This window comes from Arthrobacter sp. UYCu511 (genome assembly GCF_040547105.1).
Classification (GTDB): domain Bacteria; phylum Actinomycetota; class Actinomycetes; order Actinomycetales; family Micrococcaceae; genus Specibacter; species Specibacter psychrochitiniphilus.
This window is the reverse complement of sequence record NZ_JBEPPB010000001.1, coordinates 594,866-613,607: the sequence shown is the minus strand read 5'-3', so window position 1 is coordinate 613,607 and position 18,742 is coordinate 594,866. Positions and strand designations below refer to the sequence as shown.

The window sequence follows — 18,742 nt, the reverse complement described above, 5'->3', positions numbered from 1 at the left end:
GTCGTTGTGTAGTGTACCGGAGCGAACTGGATGGTTCCGGTGAGTTAGGGGTTAGCTCACTTCAGCCGGGTCGAGCTTAAGCCGGCGCAGCAGTTGGGCGTTCAGGGCCACAACGATGGTGGACAAGGACATAAGCACAGCCCCGGCCGCTGGTGAGAGCACGAAGCCGACGCCGGCGAGCACTCCGGCAGCCAGTGGGACTGAGATGATGTTGTAGCCCGTGGCCCAGATCAGGTTTTGCCACATCTTGCGGTAGCTGGCTTTGGAGAGGTCCACGGCGGAGAGTACAGCGCGGGGATCATTACCAGCCAAGATCACCCCGGCTGATTCCATGGCGACGTCCGTTCCGGCGCCGATCGCGATGCCAACTTCTGCTCTGGCCAAGGCAGGTGCATCATTGACGCCGTCGCCGACCATGGCCACCTTCATGCCGCGGCTTTGGAGTTCGGTCACTTTCTGGTCCTTGTCTTGGGGCAGGACTTCGGCGAAGACCTCGTCGATGACCAGCTCCGCGGCCACGGTGGCGGCGACTTGCTGGGCGTCACCGGTGATCATGGCAACTTTGATGCCGCGGGATTGCAGGGCGTGGACGGCCTGCCGGGATTCCTCACGGACTTCGTCTTCTAGCGCGACGGCACCGATCACGGCACCGTCTTTGATGACGTGCAGAATTGAAGCCCCTCTGTCCATCCAGCGCGTTGTTGCGGTCTTGATCCGCTCCGGTTCGGCCAGAGCGAGTTCCTTCAGCAGTGCCGGACCGCCGACGGCCACGGTGGAACCGTCAATGGTGGCCTGGACACCGCGGCCGGTCATCGATTGGAAACCGGTGGCTGCCATGGCTGGTGTGCCGGTCTTGTTCGCGGCTGCAATAATGGCTCGGGCCACGGGGTGTTCACTGTCGGATTCCACAGCGGCGGCCAGTGCCAGCAATTCATCCGTGGTCAGTTCTTCAAGGGCCGCAACGTCCGTCAGTGCAGGTTCGCCCTTGGTCAGGGTTCCGGTCTTGTCGAAGAGGACCACATCGATGGTGCGCATCCGCTCCAGTGCCATCCTGTCCTTGATCAATACCCCAGCCTTGGCTGCGCGTTCGGTGGAGATAGCAATGACCAATGGAATGGCAAGGCCCAGGGCGTGAGGGCAGGCAATGACGAGCACTGTCACCGTGCGGGTCACGGCATCTGGAATGCTGCCCAGCAGCGACCAAACGATGAAAGTGATGACGCCGGACCCGGCGGCGAAGTAGAACAAGAACGCGGCGGCACGGTCGGCCAGGGCTTGTGCCCGGGACGTGGAGGATTGTGCCTGAGCCACCAGCCGCTGGATTCCGGCCAACGCTGTGTCATCGCCGACGGCGGTCACTTTCACCCGCAGGGAATTATCGGTGGCAACGGTCCCTGCCACCACGGGGTCGCCAACCGTCCTGGAGATGGTCTTGGATTCGCCGGTAATCATGGACTCGTCCACTTCCGCGGATCCGTCGGTGATTTCGCCGTCGGCCGGCAACCGGGCCCCGGGTCGGACCAGAACAATGTCCCCGGGGTTCAGTTCGGCGATGCTGATGGTTTCGGTGCCGCCGTCGGTAACCCGTTCGGCCTCATCCGGCAATAGCGCGGCGAGGGCGTCAAGGGCGCCCCGGGCCGAGCCCAATGCCCGCATTTCGATCCAGTGCCCCAGCAGCATGATGGCCACCAGCAGCGCCAGCTCCCACCAAAAGTCCAAGTCGAATCCGCCAATGCCCAGGCTCGTCACCCAAGACGCAATGAACGCCACCGTGATGGCCATGGAGATCAGCAGCATCATGGCCGGCTGGCGGGACTTGATTTCCTGCCACCCACCTTTGAGGAATGGCTGGCCGCCGTAGAAGAAGATCACTGTGCCCAACAGTGGCGGGATCCAAGCCGAACCGGGGAACGCCGGGACGGTGTAGCCCAGGAGGTGCCCAAACATGGGGCTGAAGAACACGACAGGGATGGAAAGGATCAAGGTCAGCCAGAAGCGGTTCTTGAACATGGCGGTGCTGTGCCCGGCATGTTGGCCCCCGCCATGCACGGCATGGTCATCATGATCCATGCCCGTATGTTTCATCGATGAGTGATCCATCATAGTGGGACTTGTGCTGGAGTGATTGCCCTCTTTCGGTGCAGTGCCGGTTGATTGGTGGGCAGTGGGGTTGCTGTTCTTCTCCATGACTCTCCTTGCTCGGCGGTGCACAAATAATCGGCAGCTGGTTAGCTTCGGGTCAGGGAGTACCCAGCGCTTTCGACGGCGGCTCGCACCGATTCCCGGCCGGCGCCACCGGTGACGGATAGTGTAGAGATGCCGCCGGCCACCAGTTCAACGGCGGCCGATTCCACTCCTGGCACGGCTGAGATAGCCGTTTCCACAGTTTTCACGCAATGCCCGCATGTCAGGCCCTCCAAGGCGTAACGTGTGCTGGCAGCTTCGCTCGGAACTGCGGCACCTGACACTAAGGCTGTTGGGTCGGAAGTGCAGCACCTGCAGCCGGTATCAGTGGCTGGGGTCAGGTTGAGGTCTTTGCGGGTGTCGGTTCCACACATGTCAGTGAATTCCTTCGAATGAGGATGAATGATGTGTTGGGGTTGAACGGCAGTGGCGGCCGGAATGCTCCTGAGCCGAGACAAACTACTTCACTGACAACAAACTCATTATACCCCCTAGGGGTATAAGCGGTCAAGGTAATGTGCGGCTGCTCTGTGACTGTCTCCCTATATATGCAAAGAGGAACGGGCAGGGAGTTGAGTATGGCTGAACCGCGTCAGGAATATTGTTGGCCGTTTATTTACGGCGGAAGCGTTGGCGCCGGTTGTACCGGTGCGATCTATGGGCGTAGTACACCTCAACCTCGGCAAAGAGTGTCAAGAAGCGATTTAGGACCAGTACAATTGGTCAACCTAGCCGCTAACGTGGGCCCCTGGCAGTGATAACCAACACGTGTTTTTGTGAACTCCCACCTTTATGGGCTCAGTCAGGACCGGGTTTCAGACCCTACTGCGCCTGACACTGGGGATTGCTGTGGCTGCAGGGATTTTCCTACTGGCCCCCACATCCTCACCATTTTGCTTGCCGGGGTCTGGATGTCCTCCTGATAGCGGGCACGCCACGCGTTGGGGCAGGGCGCGAATACGTGTCGGTAGCGACACTTCTGGTGCTGATCATTGATGGGCATGACGGCGTTATCGTGTTTTTCTTGGCCTAGGCCGTCCAAATGGGTATGGGAGGGCGACGCCGGTGGCGAACGTGCGCTTGAGGACGCCCGGGGGAAGCGTGCTGCCTACAACAGCACGGTTACTGCCGGGGATAGGCCAGATGTTCCATCGTTGGCGCCAGGGCTGGAAGTTGCACTGGACCTGTAGAGGATATGGGCAGCACTCCAGCAGCGCCTTCTGTCCGTCAGCTCCAGAAAAATCATTCCATGATGCAGATGCTTCATGAGTTGGGGCTTTCCAGAACACGCCGCAAAGGCATGGACTTACGGCAGCTCAGATGTGTAGCCCTGATCTGACGGTAATCCGCCGCACCCATTGGAACCTTTGCCGTGGCGCTTTGCCCGTTACCTGAACTATCCGGCAGAGGATCAGCGCCCTTGCGCGAAATTTTTCGCTCGCATCTACCCGGGTGACCGTCATTATCGGCATGTCCGGGCTACCGTCCCTGACTAATCAGCTGACCGAGGGCAGTCGAGTCGAAGTCCTGGGTTAGCTTTCTCACGTCTCAGCGGATTTACCCGCACTGTCGTCGTAGAGTTCATCTCCACCGTTGCCGCCGCGGTTGGGACAGATTATGAGCAGAAAAGATTAAGGTGCTACCGGGCAGCGCTGGATGCATCGGCAATGAACGCCGTGATTGGCCTCAAACCCCGCTGCATCCCGGTTGCGCATTCTTACCTTGTTGGATCAGGTCACGGCTCGTTTCCGCCGTAATATTCTGAAGGTGGCTGACACCGTTGAGCGGAATTAGGCGGTGCCGTCAGGCCGCTGGACCCGAGGGCAGCGCGCCGCCTTCATCTGTCCAATCCTGGCCCAAGTCATCGTTCAGGGCCGGGTCAGTGTCCACGTCTGGGAGCCCGCTGTGCCGCTTTGACTCTGTTTCAGGGGAGGAGGATGCAATGGGTGAGCTGTTTTCCCCCGGGTGAAGAAGACGGGTAGCTATTTTTCCAGTTTCGTCCTTGACGGTGGTTTGCACATGTTCGATGGTCTCTTGGACAGCGTCCATCTCCCATACCGCGCGCGCATTGTTCTTCAAGTTCTCGTAGCCGCGGCGGCCCACGCGGGTGCCCACAACATATCCCACGGCCAGTCCGGCTGCGAAGGCCAATTTCGCTTTCATGGATAGCTCCTTGTCTTGTCTGCACGTCACGCGTGCCCTTGGTGTTGCGATTGCAGAGTTCAAAAAAGTGGTTCTTGTCCCACTGTAATGAGGCGGACACTGTTGGAGAATTAGCCACGCGGGAGCACTGGTATTCATCGGCCGGTTCAGAATGCGGCCGCCGCTCTCCGATGCGCTTTAAACGGCAGCGCAGGAATAGGGATCCTCGAGGAGAGCATCGCTCCCAGGCTGCACGTCCCGTGCATGCCACCGCGTGTTCGTGCCTTCTTTAGGGGTTGAACCCCCACACCCCGTGGTGGCGCAGGGTTCAGCAGTGGGGCGGTATTTCCCAGCTCGGCATACATATCTCACACTGTTGAACGTGCAACGACCACAATCTAGTAGCTTGGATGGTTGCAATCTCACCATGCAGGAAAAGAACATAGCTGCTTAGTGTCAAGCCTGAATCCACCCTTGATTAGCCAGGGGGCTACCCGGTCCGAATGGGATACGTGGCTCTAGAGCGCTGGAGGACCCACTAGCCCGGATTCAGGGTGTCACGGGCAGCCACGGGCTAGATTTCTACCCTCTCATTCCTCCCCCAAATGACGCTGGCACTCGAACGCAACAATTGTCAGTAGAAATCGTTCGTTAGGGCTGGGTATACCCGGATAACCTGAGCTTTCGCTGCGAGGGATTGACGTCAAAGTCCACCATTGGGGGCTGAACTCGTTGACAGCACAGTAAACTGACCCAGGGCACGTATCGCTTGCCACACTTGGCGATGCACCCGGTGACGCTGGGTTGACTTCGCAAGTGGTGGGAGTGTGTTCGAACAACTCTGCGCCGAGTCTCTCTCTGGACAATCCAGGGACCTGTGCCCCGCGCAGCGATCCTCTAAGGTGGGGGAACTAGAGAACCCGCGCCTCGGCTGCAGCCAGCCCTCTGACTCTGCTGATACCGGGGATGAGGCCTCGAAGGTCTCAGCTAGCTAAGGGGCCTCTACCACCTATGACGCTTAGGCGCGGACCATGCCCAGTAGTCTGGCGAAGATGCCCTCACCATCATCAGCAATGCCATCGTGGTGGAAGTCAGCGGTTTCCCAGACTTGCAGCCCCTTGACGGCGGCGGCCGTGGCGAGAGCGATTTCCCGGTCCACGAAGATATCGTCGCTGTAGACGGCGGCAGCCACGGGTACGGTGTTGCGCCCCAGTTGTGCCACATCGTAGAGGGCACCCCACCCTTCCGTCCGGGCCGCCAGCAGTTCTGCGAGCTCCGCTAGGGGTTCAAGTGCCGGGTCCTGCGCGAAGTACCAGGGGTACACTGCCTCACCCGTCAGCAGCGGCTCATCAGCATCGGGGTGGAAGTCGGGATGTTCACGCAACACCCGTGCTGCCGCCCAATTGCTGGCCGAACCTTGTACATAAATTGATTCGTGCATCACGGCGTACAGCGGATTGGCAGCGCGGCTGACATAGGCGCTGACCTGGGCTAAGAACGCGTCGGAGAGCCGATCGCCCTCTGGCGTGGGCACAAATGCGTCCTCAAGCAGGTAATGGAGGGCATCGAAGCGGGTGTTGCCGCCCAGGAAGTTGCCCAGCATTTGCACGCGTTCGGGCGTGAGCCGTTCACCTGTGGGCAGGTATTCGGACACGGCCACAACGTGGCGCATGAGCCGTGTCAGGAGGGGGCGGTCCGCCGGGTACTTGGCAAAGTATTCGGCGTTGCGGCTGCGCAGACGGGCAAACGTGGCCTGGTAAACCTGGTCGGCGGGTCCGGTCAACGGGCCCAAGCCGCCGGTGACGAGAGCCTCGCGCACACCACCGGGGGCGAAGGAGAGGTACGTGAGGATGCAGAAGCCGCCATAGCTTTGGCCAAACAAGCTCCACGGTCCGGAGCCGAGTTCGGCGCGGATCATCTCGGCGTCGGCAACAATGTCATCGGCGCGGAAGTGCGAGAGGTAGTCTGCTTGGTCCTCAACCGAACCGAGAAGTGGCAGGGTCTGGCGGGTGGCCGGGGTGGAAAGCCCGGTGCCGCGCTGATCCAACATGAGCACACGGAAATGTTTGGTGGCTTCAGCCAGCCAGCCGCTGAGCCCGGCGGGCCTGTTGCCACGGCCACCGGGTCCGCCCTGCAGGAACAGCAGCCAGGGCAGTGCGCCCGCTTCGGTCCGGGCGTCCTCCAATTCGCGGGCAAAGATCTCAATGCTCGCACCATCCGGGTTCCCATGGTCTAGGGGGACGGTAAAGCGGTGGTCGCGCATGCGCACACCACGGATCGTGTAGGAATCTGAGGACCTCATACCGAAACCTCCGCCGCAGTGCTGGCAGCCCCGAAGGTGTTCAGCGCGGACCCGTCCAAACGGAACACGTGCCAGCCGTCCATGGGCGCTGCTCCGAATGACTTATAGAAGTTAATGGAGGGCTCGTTCCAATCCAGAACGCTCCACTCCACCCGCGCATAGCCGCGTTCCACAGCAATCTGGGCCAGGTTTTGCAACAGCATTTTTCCGTAGCCGCCGCCCCGCGCCTCGGGCCGCACATACAGGTCCTCGAGATAGATCCCGTGCGTACCCTCCCACGTGGAGTAGTTCAGGAACCAGAGGGCGAACCCCACAATCGGTTCTCCGGCAACAGGGGAGTCCGCCACGTGCGCGTAGATTTGCGGATTCGCACCGAAGAGATTGGCGTGCAGCATCTCTTCGGTGTTTTTCACGGCGTCGGGCTCTTTTTCATAAGCAGCCAGATCGTGAATCATGCCAAGGATAGCGGGGACATCGGCGGGCGCAGCGGTGCGTAGCAAGTTCATGAATTTAGCTTATCGTGCAGCTTACATCCTGCTGAATTCCTGAAAATGTACCACGGCGGCACCTGCCTCATTTGACGCCTCAAGATCCACCGTGGCGTGCATATGCCAATCATGGTTTCCTGCGGGGTCAACAATGGTTTGGCGCACGGACCAGCTCTCAGCTGACGGGGCTATATGCAGCAGCGCCGGGCCACGGGCGGCCGGGCCTGCCTCAATGTATTCATGCTCGTCCCAGTAGTCATCCAGTGCGTCGGCCCAACGGTCGGCGTCCCAGCCGCGATCGGAATCGAGCGCACCCAAAGCCTGAACGTCATCATCCGCAGCAAGCTCTACGCGGCGGAACATCTCGTTGCGGACCATGACCCGGAACGCACGTGCGTTATCGGTCAAACGCGGCGGGGCCGGCGGCAGGGCTGTTTCTTCGAGGAAGGTGGCACTGTCAGTATCCTGGCCACTAGTCATTTTCTCCCACTCATCGAGCAGGCTGGAGTCCACCTGGCGGACCAGCTCGCCCAGCCACGAGATGATGTCCTCGAGGTCTTCGCGAAGCGCATCTTGGGGGACGGTTTGGCGCAGCGCCTTGTAAGCGTCGGTGAGGTAGCGCAGCACAATACCCTCGGAACGGGCCAGTGAATAGTACTGCACGTACTCACCAAAGTTCATGGCCCGCTCATACATGTCACGGATGATCGACTTCGGGCTCAGCTCAAAGTCACCCATCCACGGCGAGGCCTTCCGGTACACGTCAAAGGCACCAAAAAGCAGCTCGGCCAAGGGCATGGGGTAGGTGACCTCGTCGAGGATGGCCATCCGCTCGTCATACTCAATGCCCTGAGCCTTCATGTCAGCGACCTTTTCGGTGCGTTCACGCTTGAGCTGGGCTGAGAGTATTTGACGTGGCTTCTCCAGCGTCGATTCAATCACGGAGATAACATCCAGCGCGTAGCTAGGCGACTCGGCGTCGAGCAGGTCAAGGGCTGCGAGCGCAAACGGCGACAGCGGCTGGTTCAGCGCAAAGTTCATTTGCAGATGGACGGTGAGGCGGACCGTGCGTCCGTCGGATTCCAGCTCATTCTCGGGGATACGCTCCACCACGCCGGCACCCAGGAGCTCCCGGTACATGCCGATGGCCTTGCGGATCAGCACCCTCTGTTTGGACGGGGACTCATGGTTTTCGGTCAGTAGCGCCTTGGCAGCCTGGAAAGGATCGCCGGGGCGTTCTAGCAGGTTCAGCAACATGGCGTGGGTAACGGTGAAGCTGGAGGTCAGCGGTTCAGGCACGGATTCGGCCAGGCGGGTGAAGGTGGGTTCACCCCAGCTGACAAAGCCTGTCATGGGCTTCTTCTTCACTACCTGGCGTAGCTTCTTTTGGTCGTCGCCAAACTTGGCAACCGCCTTTGCCATGGACTTGGCGTTTTCAATCACGTGCTCGGGGGCTTGGACAATGACGGTCCCGGCGGTGTCATACCCGGCACGTCCGGCACGCCCGGCGATCTGTTGGAACTCGCGCACCTGCAAGATGCGGGTCTTGATACCGTCGTACTTGCTCAGGGCTGTCAGCAGCACGGTACGGATGGGCACGTTGATACCCACACCCAAAGTGTCGGTACCGCAGATGACCTTCATCAGACCTGCTTGGGCCAGTTGCTCCACCAGGCGGCGGTACTTGGGCAGCATGCCGGCGTGGTGGACACCAATCCCGTGACGGACCAGGCGGTTGAGGGTTTTGCCGAAGCCGGCGGAGAAGCGAAAGCCCGCTATGAGCTCACCAATCTTGTCCTTTTCCTCCCGCGTACACACGTTGATGCTCATGAGGGTCTGCGCCCGGTCAATGGCCTCAGCCTGGCTGAAGTGCACAACATAGACGGGGACTTGCTTCGTAGCGAGCAGTTCTTCCAAGGTCTCGTGGATGCCTGTCTGCACGTAGTAGTAATGCAGGGGGATGGGGCGCTCGCCGGAGGAGACGGTGGTGGTGTCCCGGTTGGTCAGCTCCGTCAGCTCGCGTTCAAAACGGCTCACATCCCCGAGGGTGGCGCTCATGAGCAGGAACTGGGACTGCGGGAGCTCCAGTAGCGGCAGTTGCCAGGCCCAGCCGCGCTGCGGGTCCGAATAGTAGTGGAACTCATCCATGATGACCACGCCAACGTCGGCATCCTCACCCTCGCGCAGGGCGATGTTCGCCAGAATCTCAGCAGTGCAGCAAATGATCGGTGCGTCTTGGTTCACGGAGGAATCGCCGGTGATCATGCCCACGTTCTCGGCACCGAAGATCTCGCACAAGGCAAAGAACTTTTCCGAGACCAGCGCCTTGATGGGTGCCGTGTAGTAGCTGGCAGCGCCGCGGGCCATGGCGTTGAAGTGCGCTGCAATGGCCACCATTGACTTGCCCGAGCCTGTGGGGGTGGACAAAATCACGTTGTTCCCGCTCACCAGCTCCAGCGCTGCTTCCTCCTGTGCCGGGTACAGCTCCAACCCCCGGTCAAGGGTCCACTCCAAAAACGCGTCCAAAATATCGTCGTCGGAGGAGGTCTGCGGATTTAGGGTGGCAAGCTGTTCAAGAAGATTCATGGTCATCCCAGCTTAGGTGCTCGGCGCTATGGGAGGATAACGGCATGGGTGATGGAACATTTCTGTGGGAACCGGACGTGTACGGCCACTTCAGTGATTTTCGCAGCCGGCCCTTCTTTGACCTGACCTTCCGGATCGGGGCAACGGCGCCGCGATCCGTGGTGGATTTGGGCTGCGGGCCAGGAACGCTCAGTGCAACGCTCGCGCAGCGCTGGCCCGGGGCCAGCGTCCTGGGACTAGACAGCTCCGCGGCCATGATTGCCCAGGCCCGCACGCTTCTGCCTTCTCCTGCTTCTACTCTCACGCCTGATCCGGCGCACGACGGCGGCCCCTCTCTCCCGCCCGCAACTCACCGGCGTCCAGCTCAGCTAGAGCCGGGGCTGGCGTTCGTGCAGGGCGATATCACTGCCTGGCGGCCGGGGTCCGGCGGGTTCGCTGGACCAGCCATAGCCGCCGGGGCTCCACCAGTTGATGTGGTGGTGTCCAATGCCGCCTTGCAATGGGTGCCAGGGCACCGCGACCTCATGGCGCAGTGGGTGGCAGAACTGCGCCCTGGTGCGTGGCTGGCAGTGCAGGTCCCGGGGAACTTTGGCTCGCCGTCGCACGTGTTGCTCCGGGAATTGGCAGGCAGTCCGCGCTGGCGCAAACAGCTGGACGGTGTGTTGGGCCACCATGATGCGGTGGCGGAACCCTCTGAATACCAGGAGCTGTTGCTGAGCAACGGGGCCACAGCAGATGTATGGGAGACAACGTACAACCATCTATTGCCGGGGGAGTCCACGGTGTTGGGCTGGGTCCGGGGCACCGCCTTGAGGCCAGTGGCGGCAGCTCTGGGTGCGGAAGAAATGATCAAATTCGAACAAATGTTCGAACCTCTTTTGGTGGCGGCCTATCCGCCGGGTGAATGTGGCACAATTTTTCCGTTCCGGCGGATCTTTATGGTGGGAGAGAAACAATGAGTGAAATGCAAGAGTTTCCCCAGGACTGGCAGCGGGCCCTGGTGCTCGTGGCACACCCGGATGATCCCGAATATGGGATGGCGGCGGCGGTGGCGGAATGGATCACCGCCGGAAAACAGGTCAGCTACGTGTTGGCGACTCGTGGGGAAGCCGGCATTGCAGGCATGCACCCGGAAGAGTCGGGGCCGCTGCGTGTCATGGAACAGCAGAACGCCTGTGCCCGGGTAGGTGTGAGCGATTTAGTGTTCCTGGATTATCCTGACGGGCGGATCGAAGAGGGGCTGGGGTTGCGCCGCGACTTGGCCCGGGAGATTCGCCGGGTCCGCCCAGATGTGGTGTTGAGCCTGAATCACCGGGATGAGTGGGGACCGGGGCGGTGGAACTCCGCCGATCACAGGGCAGTGGGCCGGGCTGTCCTGGATGCCGTAGGGGATGCTGACAATGAATGGATCTTCCCCGAACTACTGGCCGAGGGCCTGCCGCGGCACAAAAGCAAGTGGGTGGCCATCATGTCTCCACACCCCACCCATGCCCAGCCGGTGTCAGCTGCCAGCATTGAAAAAGCCTGCGCGTCGCTGGCAGAACACAGCCAATACCTGCGAGCGCTGAGTGAGGAAGCTGTGGATGTTCAGGCCCGCAAGCAGACAGAGATGGTCACTTCTGGTGGAGCCGTGGCGTTTGAGCTGTACGGCTAAGCCAGTGGTGTAGTTCCAGGCCCTGGTTGGCTCCGCAATGGGCGTTGCGATGAGCGGAATCGCCACACCTGCAAGATGCGCGATGCTCTCACAGGCAATGACACGGCGAGGGGAGTAAATTATGAGCAGTGTGAACTAACGTGACCGAACGGAACCACAGGAGGATTTGTGCTGTTTCAACTCATAGCCCGCAATCTGGCGCCCCACAAGGGTCCCTTGATAGCCATTGTGGTGCTGCAATTCCTCTCCACTCTCGCTTCGCTGTACCTTCCAACGCTCAATGCGGACATCATTGATGACGGCGTGGTCAAGGGCCAGATTGACGTCATCATGAACCTGGGCCTGTGGATGCTGCTGATTACGGCCGGGCAGGTGGTGTGTGCCATTGCGGCAACGTTCCTGAGCGCCAGGCTCGCCATGGGGGTGGGCCGGCAAATCCGGCGGGATCTGTTCAATAAGGTGGAGTCATTTTCCTCGCAGGAGATGGGCACCATTGGGGCGCCCTCCCTCATTACCCGCACCACCAACGACGTCCAGCAAGTGCAGATGCTGACCCTGATGTCCTTCACCTTGATGGTCACGGCCCCCATCATGTGCATCGGTGGGATTGTTCTTGCCATGGCGCAGGATGTGCCGCTCTCCGGATTGCTGCTGGTGATCTTGCCCGTGCTGATTATTGCAATCTCCTTGATTGTCCGGGTGCTGGTCCCCACTTTCCGTAAAGTGCAGCGCCAATTGGATGACATTAACGGTGTGCTGCGGGAGCAAATCACCGGCATTAGTGTCATCCGCGCCTTTGGCCGGCGCGACTATGAGGCCCAACGCTTCGCCACCGCCAATGGCGCCCTGACCACGTCCCAACTGCGGGCCGGACGGCTCATGGCCTTGATGTTCCCCACCATCTTCTTTGTTGTGAACATCACCAGTGTGGGCGTTTTGTGGTTTGGTGGACAACGCATTGATGCCGGCCAGATGCAGATTGGGGCGCTCACAGCGTTCTTGAGCTACATCATGCAAATCCTTATGGCTGTCATGATGGCCATGTTCATGTTCATGATGATCCCGCGGGCGGCCGTCAGTGCAGAACGCATCACCGAGGTCCTGACCACCGAGCCCACCGTCATGGATGCGCCCAATGCCATCTCCCTTGACCGGCTCGACGGCGTGTTGCGGGTCCACGATGCTACCTTCAGTTATCCCGGGGCTCAGAGCCCTGTCCTCTCTGGCGTCAGTTTCAACGCAGGGCCAGGAACCACCACGGCCATCATCGGCTCCACTGGTAGCGGAAAGTCCACACTGGTGAACCTCATCCCCAGATTGCTTGATACCACCCAAGGGTCCATAGAACTTGGCGGGTATGACGTCAAGGCACTGAGCCTTGCCACACTACGCAGCTCCATTGGCTTGGTGCCGCAAAGGGCTTATCTTTTCAGCGGCACAGTGGCAAGTAACATTCGCATGGGAAACCCACAGGCAACGGATGAGCAACTGTGGCAGGCGCTGGAAACGGCGCAAGCTGCCGACTTTGTGCGCAATTTGCCAGAAGGGCTCGAAGCTCCCATTGAACAAGGCGGCTCCAACGTCTCCGGTGGACAGCGCCAACGCCTGTGCATTGCACGTGCCATAGCGGCCCAACCCGCCGTCTACTTATTTGACGATAGCTTTTCTGCTCTGGACTATGTCACTGACGCGAAACTGCGTATGGCTCTCAAGCCTGTCACCCGGGATGCCGCCGTCTTAGTGGTTGCCCAACGGGTGGGCACCGTCAAGGACGCGGATAACATCCTGGTGCTCGATGAAGGAAAGCTGGTGGGGCAGGGTACTCACGAAGAACTCCTGCTCTCCTGCCCCACCTACCAAGAGATCGTCACCTCCCAGATCAACGCTGAGGACGCACAAGAACAGGAGACCCCGGCATGAGCATGATGCGAGGCGGCCGCGGTGGCGGCCCTCCACAAAAAGCACTGTCCTTCGGGCCCAGCCTGAAAAGAATTCTGGGCCTCATGGCACCAGATAAGATGCGGATTGTCTTTGTTGTGTTCATGGCCGCCATCTCCGTCGCCCTCTCAGTGGTGGCGCCGAAGATCCTCGGCAACGCAACAGACATCATCTTTGACGGCGTTGTGGGCAAGATGCTCCAACAATTTCCCGCCGGCACCACCAAGGCCCAAGCTGTGGAGCAACTACGGGCCAGCGGACAAGGGCAACTAGCAGACATGCTCAGCGCCATGAACGTTGTCCCCGGACAAGGCATGGACCTAGCCGCACTCGGCGCCATACTCATGGTTGTCCTCTCCCTCTACGTAGCGGCGTTCTTCTTCAACTGGTCCCAGGGGTACATGACCACGGGCATAGTCCAACGAGCCATGTACCGGCTCCGGCGAGACATCGAGGACAAGCTGGACCGCCTCCCCATGTCACACTTCCAACAAGAATCCCGAGGAGACGTGCTCTCCCGCGTCACCAATGACATTGACAACTTCGCCCAAACCCTCAACCAGACGCTGACCCAGATCCTCATAGCCGTACTGACGGTCTTTGGGGTACTGGGCATGATGTTCTCCATCTCCCCGATCCTGGCCGGCATCTCCTTACTGACGGTGCCCATCATCGCTTTCCTGACCGTCTTGATCGCCAAGCGCTCGCAGGTACAGTTCGCCGCACAGTGGAAAAGTACGGGCGATTTGAACGGCCACGTTGAGGAGATGTTTACCGGCCACGAGATTGTCAAGGCCTTCGGCCAGCAGGAAGCGGCAATTGAAAAGTTCCGGGTAACTAATGACTACCTCTACGAATCCAGCGCCAAGGCGCAGTTCATTTCCGGCATCATCATGCCCAGCACCAACTTTGTGGCCAACCTGAACTATGTGGTGGTGGCCGTGCTTGGCGGTATTCAGGTTGCTCAGGGAACGCTGACCATTGGCAGTGTTCAGGCATTCATCCAGTACTCACGCCAGTTCAGTCAGCCCATGGCCCAACTTGCCAGCATGATCAACCTCCTACAATCCGGGGTGGCCTCTGCCGAACGCGTCTTTGAGCTGCTGGATGCGAAGGAGCAACGCCCGGACCACAGCCCGGCCGCCAAGCTCGGCAACGCAGCCGGCCGCGTCGTCTTCGAGCATGTCAACTTCGCCTACAACCCGCAGGAGCCCTTGATTAAGGATCTTTCCCTGGTGGCTGAGCCGGGCGAGACTGTGGCAATAGTGGGTCCCACAGGTGCTGGAAAAACCACGCTGGTGAACCTGCTCATGCGTTTCTATGAAATTGATTCAGGCGCTATCACCGTGGACGGGGTCAACACCGCCCACCTGACGCGCGATGACCTGCGCAGCCAATTCGGCATGGTCTTGCAAGACGCGTGGCTGTTTGGCGGAACCATCAGGGACAACCTGGCCTACGGCAAGCTCGACGCCACTGACGCAGAGATCCAGGAAGCTGCCGAGGCCACCCATGTTGACCATTTTGTGCGATCTTTGCCCGATGGCTATGACACGGTGTTGACCGACGACGGCGGTGGGCTCAGTCAGGGTCAACGCCAGCTCATGACCATAGCCCGTGCCTGGATCGCCAATCCGGGAATTTTGATTCTGGACGAGGCCACGAGCTCGGTTGATACCCGCACCGAGGTCATGATCCGCCAAGCCATGAACAGGCTTCGCGCCAACCGGACGAGTTTTGTCATTGCCCACCGGCTCTCCACGATTCGCGACGCGGATCTAATCTTGGTCATGAACCACGGAGAAATCATTGAACAAGGCAGCCATGAACAGCTTTTGGCGGGCCAAGGATTCTACTACGATCTATACATGAGCCAATTTGGTGAACCGTTGGTCGAAGAGGTGAGTCAGACGTGAATTCCATGGATATTTTGATGCACCGGTGGCGCCTGGATACGGAATCGACGGTGCCGCCCTTTGAACAGGTTCGGCTCCGGATTCTGGACCTGGCGTCCTCGGGTGACCTCGCGGTCGGGACCAAGCTCCCCTCGGTGCGGGCACTGGCAACAGATCTGGGTGTAGCAGCGAACACCGTGGCCCGTGCCTACCGCGAACTTGAGCAGGCCGGCATTGTTCTCACAGCTGGACGCAGTGGCACAGCCATCGCCTCCGGCGGGGACAAGATTGCCGCCCAGGTGGCGGAAGCCGCGGAGGCCTTCGCCGCCGTCGTGCGTGAGCTGGGCGTCTCTCAAGCCAAGGCGCTGCGTATTCTCACGGCTGCCCTGGAGCGCAGCTAGCCCACCAAAACTCTAGAAGCGGGCGGAAACCGGGCCAGACCCGGGCGCGCGTTCGAACGAACTTTCGATTATACTAATGAGTGAAAGCAACGTGCGCCGGACTCGCGGCCCTGTTGTGAGCGCACTGCGGACGGCCAAGCGTGAGAGGCGGCCGCTGACGGTGTGGCAGCCAGTGATGTGAAGGAAACAATGGCCCAGTCTGTAACCCCAGAAACCCCAGTAACCCCTGTAAGTACTGAAGCCCCTGGCGGCCCAGCTAAGGTAGCTGCGCCCAAGCGGCCGGATCTCTCGCGCCTGATCGTGAAAGGCGCCAGGGAGAACAACCTGCGCAACATTGACGTGGATCTGCCCCGCGACGCCATGATCGTCTTCACGGGCCTTTCCGGTTCGGGTAAATCCTCACTGGCTTTCGACACCATTTTTGCTGAAGGTCAGCGCCGCTACGTTGAGTCACTTTCAGCCTATGCCCGGCAGTTCCTGGGGCAGGTGGACAAGCCCGATGTTGACTTCATTGAAGGCCTTTCCCCGGCCGTGTCCATTGACCAAAAGTCCACCTCGAAAAACCCGCGGTCCACCGTGGGCACCATTACCGAGATCTATGACTACATGCGTCTGCTCTGGGCGCGTGTGGGTACCCCGCACTGCCCCGTCTGTGGGGAACCAATTGCGAAGCAGACACCGCAGCAGATTGTTGACCAACTCCTTGAGATGGCAGAAGGCACCCGCTTTCAGGTTCTGGCCCCCGTGGTGCGGGACCGCAAGGGCGAGTTCGTGGAGTTGTTCCGGGAGCTCACCGCCAAAGGATACTCCCGGGCCAAGGTGGACGGTGAGCAAATTCAGCTCAGCGAGCCGCCCAAACTGAAGAAGACCTTCAAACACACCATTGAGGTGGTAGTGGACCGTCTGGTGGTTAAGGATGGCATCCAGCAGCGCCTCACGGACTCTGTGGAAACTGCGCTGGGGCTGGCTGACGGCCGGGTCTTGGTGGAACTTGTGGATCTAGAGGAAGGCGACGCCGGACGGATCCGTTCCTTCTCCGAGAACCTGGCCTGCCCCAACGAACACCCGCTGGCCATCGACGAGATTGAACCACGATCCTTCTCCTTCAACAACCCCTTTGGTGCCTGCAGCGCGTGTAGCGGTATTGGTACCAAGCTGGAGGTGGACGAGGAACTGGTGGTTCCCAACCCGTTCCTGTCCTTGCGCGAAGGCGCCATTGCGCCGTGGTCGCTGGGTACTGCCACCACCGAATACTGGAACAGACTCCTTGAAGGTCTGGCCACGGAGCTGGATTTCAAGATGGAGACCCCGTGGAACAAGCTCGATACCGCCTCACGCACAGCTATCCTGTACGGCAAGGACCACAAGGTGGTGGTTCAGTACAAGAACCGCTTTGGCCGCGAACGCAAATACAGCACCGGCTTTGAAGGTGCCGTCCAGTATATTCAGCGCAAACACATGGAGACCGAATCGGATTCGGCCCGTGACCGCTACGAAGAGTACATGCGCCAAATCCCGTGCCCTGCCTGCGGTGGTGCGCGCCTTAACCCGGCTTCCCTCTCTGTGCTGATCAACGAGAAGAACATTGCCGAAGTCTGCGCCCTGTCCATGCGCGACTGCTTTGACTTCCTCTCCAACCTGGTCTTGACTGGTCGCGAAGCGCAGATCGCCAGCCAGGTGCTGAAGGAAATCCAGGCCCGGCTGAAGTTCCTGCTGGATGTGGGTTTGGAATACCTGAACCTGGAACGCGCCTCAGCCACCCTCTCCGGCGGCGAAGCCCAGCGCATCCGCCTAGCCACCCAGATCGGCTCCGGACTGGTGGGTGTGCTCTACGTTTTGGATGAGCCCTCCATTGGACTGCACCAGCGCGATAACCGCCGCCTCATTGAAACGCTCACCAGGTTGCGCGACCTCGGGAATACGCTCATTGTTGTGGAACACGATGAGGACACCATCAAGGAAGCCGACTGGATCGTGGACATTGGCCCCGGCGCCGGTGAGCACGGTGGCGAAGTGGTGCATTCAGGGTCCCTGCCCGATCTTCTCGCGAACACCCGCTCCCTGACCGGTGACTACCTGTCTGGGCGCAAGTCCATTGCCTTGCCCGCCAAGCGGCGCAAGTATGACAAATCCCGGGAACTTGCCGTGGTGGGTGCACGGGAGAACAACCTGCTCAACATTGATGTGAAGTTCCCGCTGGGTGTGCTGACGGCTGTCACCGGTGTCAGTGGCTCCGGCAAGTCAACGCTGGTCAACGAGATCCTGTACAAGGTGCTGGCCAACAAGCTCAACGGCGCCAAGCAGGTTGCCGGGCGGCACCTGCGCATCGATGGCCTGGAACACCTCGATAAGGTGGTCCATGTTGACCAGAGCCCCATCGGGCGCACGCCGCGCTCCAACCCTGCCACTTACACAGGCGTATTTGATAACATCCGCAAGCTTTTCGCTGAGACCAACGAATCCAAGATGCGCGGCTACCAGCCCGGCCGGTTCTCCTTCAACGTCAAAGGCGGGCGCTGCGAGGCCTGCACGGGTGACGGCACGTTGAAGATTGAAATGAACTTCCTGCCGGATGTGTACGTTCCTTGCGAAGTGTGCCACGGCGCCCGCTACAACCGCGAAACTCTCGAGGTGCACTACAAGGGCAAGTCCATTGCCGATGTGCTGAACATGCCCATCGAGGAGGGTGCAGAGTTCTTTGCCGCATTCACGCCCATCGCCCGGCACCTGCGTACCCTGGTCGACGTCGGCCTGGGTTATGTGCGGCTGGGGCAGGCCTCCACTACGCTTTCTGGCGGTGAAGCGCAGCGAGTGAAGCTGGCGGCAGAGTTGCAGAAGCGCTCCAACGGGCGCAGTATTTATGTGCTGGACGAGCCCACCACTGGCCTGCACTTTGAGGACATCCGCAAACTCTTGCTCGTGCTGCAGGGGCTGGTGGACAAGGGCAACACCGTCATTGTCATTGAACACAACTTGGATGTTATTAAAAGCGCTGACTGGATTGTGGATCTGGGCCCCGACGGCGGCACCGGTGGGGGAAAGGTGGTGGCCACGGGCAGCCCTGAAAAGGTTGCCAAGAGTGAGACCAGTTACACGGCAACCTTCCTGCGCGAAGTTCTCTAAGGCGGGCGCCCGCACCTGAAGATATGCCC

At 60.1% G+C, this 18,742-nt stretch carries 12 protein-coding genes; 6 read left to right on the top strand and 6 right to left on the bottom strand.

Annotation, left to right across the window (positions count from 1 at the left end):
- Nucleotides 1–51: 51 nt before the first annotated feature.
- From ABIB48_RS02880 to ABIB48_RS02855, 6 genes are all read right to left on the bottom strand, one after another.
- A complete protein-coding gene (locus ABIB48_RS02880; RefSeq protein ID WP_354212032.1) occupies nucleotides 52–2,103 on the bottom strand; it encodes a copper-translocating P-type ATPase in 2,052 nt (683 codons plus the stop codon).
- Between the two features lie 125 nt (nucleotides 2,104–2,228).
- Complete coding sequence (locus ABIB48_RS02875) at nucleotides 2,229–2,558, bottom strand: heavy-metal-associated domain-containing protein (RefSeq protein ID WP_354211862.1); 330 nt, start codon at nucleotides 2,556–2,558, stop codon at nucleotides 2,229–2,231.
- A 1,429-nt stretch (nucleotides 2,559–3,987) separates the two neighbouring features.
- Entirely contained in the window at nucleotides 3,988–4,347 is a 360-nt protein-coding gene (locus ABIB48_RS02870; protein ID WP_315913757.1) for a hypothetical protein, read from the bottom strand.
- Between the two features lie 997 nt (nucleotides 4,348–5,344).
- Entirely contained in the window at nucleotides 5,345–6,628 is a 1,284-nt protein-coding gene (locus ABIB48_RS02865) for an alpha/beta fold hydrolase (RefSeq protein ID WP_354211860.1), read from the bottom strand.
- Nucleotides 6,625–7,134, bottom strand: coding sequence for a GNAT family N-acetyltransferase (locus tag ABIB48_RS02860; protein WP_354211858.1), 510 nt, complete (start codon nucleotides 7,132–7,134; stop codon nucleotides 6,625–6,627). Before ABIB48_RS02860 ends, ABIB48_RS02865 begins: the two co-directional genes overlap by 4 nt.
- 21 nt (nucleotides 7,135–7,155) lie before the next feature.
- The gene (locus ABIB48_RS02855; protein ID WP_110106963.1) at nucleotides 7,156–9,702 is read right to left on the bottom strand and encodes a DEAD/DEAH box helicase; all 2,547 of its coding nucleotides are present in this window, start codon (nucleotides 9,700–9,702) and stop codon (nucleotides 7,156–7,158) included.
- A 44-nt stretch (nucleotides 9,703–9,746) separates the two neighbouring features.
- On the opposite strand from ABIB48_RS02855, the gene ABIB48_RS02850 reads away from it, so the two are divergent.
- The 6 genes from ABIB48_RS02850 to uvrA all read left to right on the top strand — a co-directional run bounded on the left by ABIB48_RS02850 (nucleotide 9,747) and on the right by uvrA (nucleotide 18,713).
- Complete coding sequence (locus ABIB48_RS02850) at nucleotides 9,747–10,661, top strand: methyltransferase domain-containing protein (protein ID WP_354211856.1); 915 nt, start codon at nucleotides 9,747–9,749, stop codon at nucleotides 10,659–10,661.
- Entirely contained in the window at nucleotides 10,658–11,356 is a 699-nt protein-coding gene (locus ABIB48_RS02845) for a PIG-L deacetylase family protein (protein ID WP_211315145.1), read from the top strand. The genes ABIB48_RS02850 and ABIB48_RS02845 overlap by 4 nt, the downstream gene beginning before the upstream one ends.
- A 168-nt stretch (nucleotides 11,357–11,524) precedes the next feature.
- Nucleotides 11,525–13,276 (top strand): ABC transporter ATP-binding protein, encoded by a 1,752-nt coding sequence (locus ABIB48_RS02840; protein WP_110106960.1) that lies wholly within the window; start codon nucleotides 11,525–11,527, stop codon nucleotides 13,274–13,276.
- Complete coding sequence (locus ABIB48_RS02835; protein WP_354211853.1) at nucleotides 13,273–15,210, top strand: ABC transporter ATP-binding protein; 1,938 nt, start codon at nucleotides 13,273–13,275, stop codon at nucleotides 15,208–15,210. The genes ABIB48_RS02840 and ABIB48_RS02835 overlap by 4 nt, the downstream gene beginning before the upstream one ends.
- A 5-nt stretch (nucleotides 15,211–15,215) precedes the next feature.
- The gene (locus tag ABIB48_RS02830; protein ID WP_354212031.1) at nucleotides 15,216–15,590 is read left to right on the top strand and encodes a GntR family transcriptional regulator; all 375 of its coding nucleotides are present in this window, start codon (nucleotides 15,216–15,218) and stop codon (nucleotides 15,588–15,590) included.
- 189 nt (nucleotides 15,591–15,779) lie between these two features.
- Complete coding sequence (gene uvrA, locus ABIB48_RS02825; RefSeq protein ID WP_354211851.1) at nucleotides 15,780–18,713, top strand: excinuclease ABC subunit UvrA; 2,934 nt, start codon at nucleotides 15,780–15,782, stop codon at nucleotides 18,711–18,713.
- Nucleotides 18,714–18,742 lie beyond the last annotated feature (29 nt).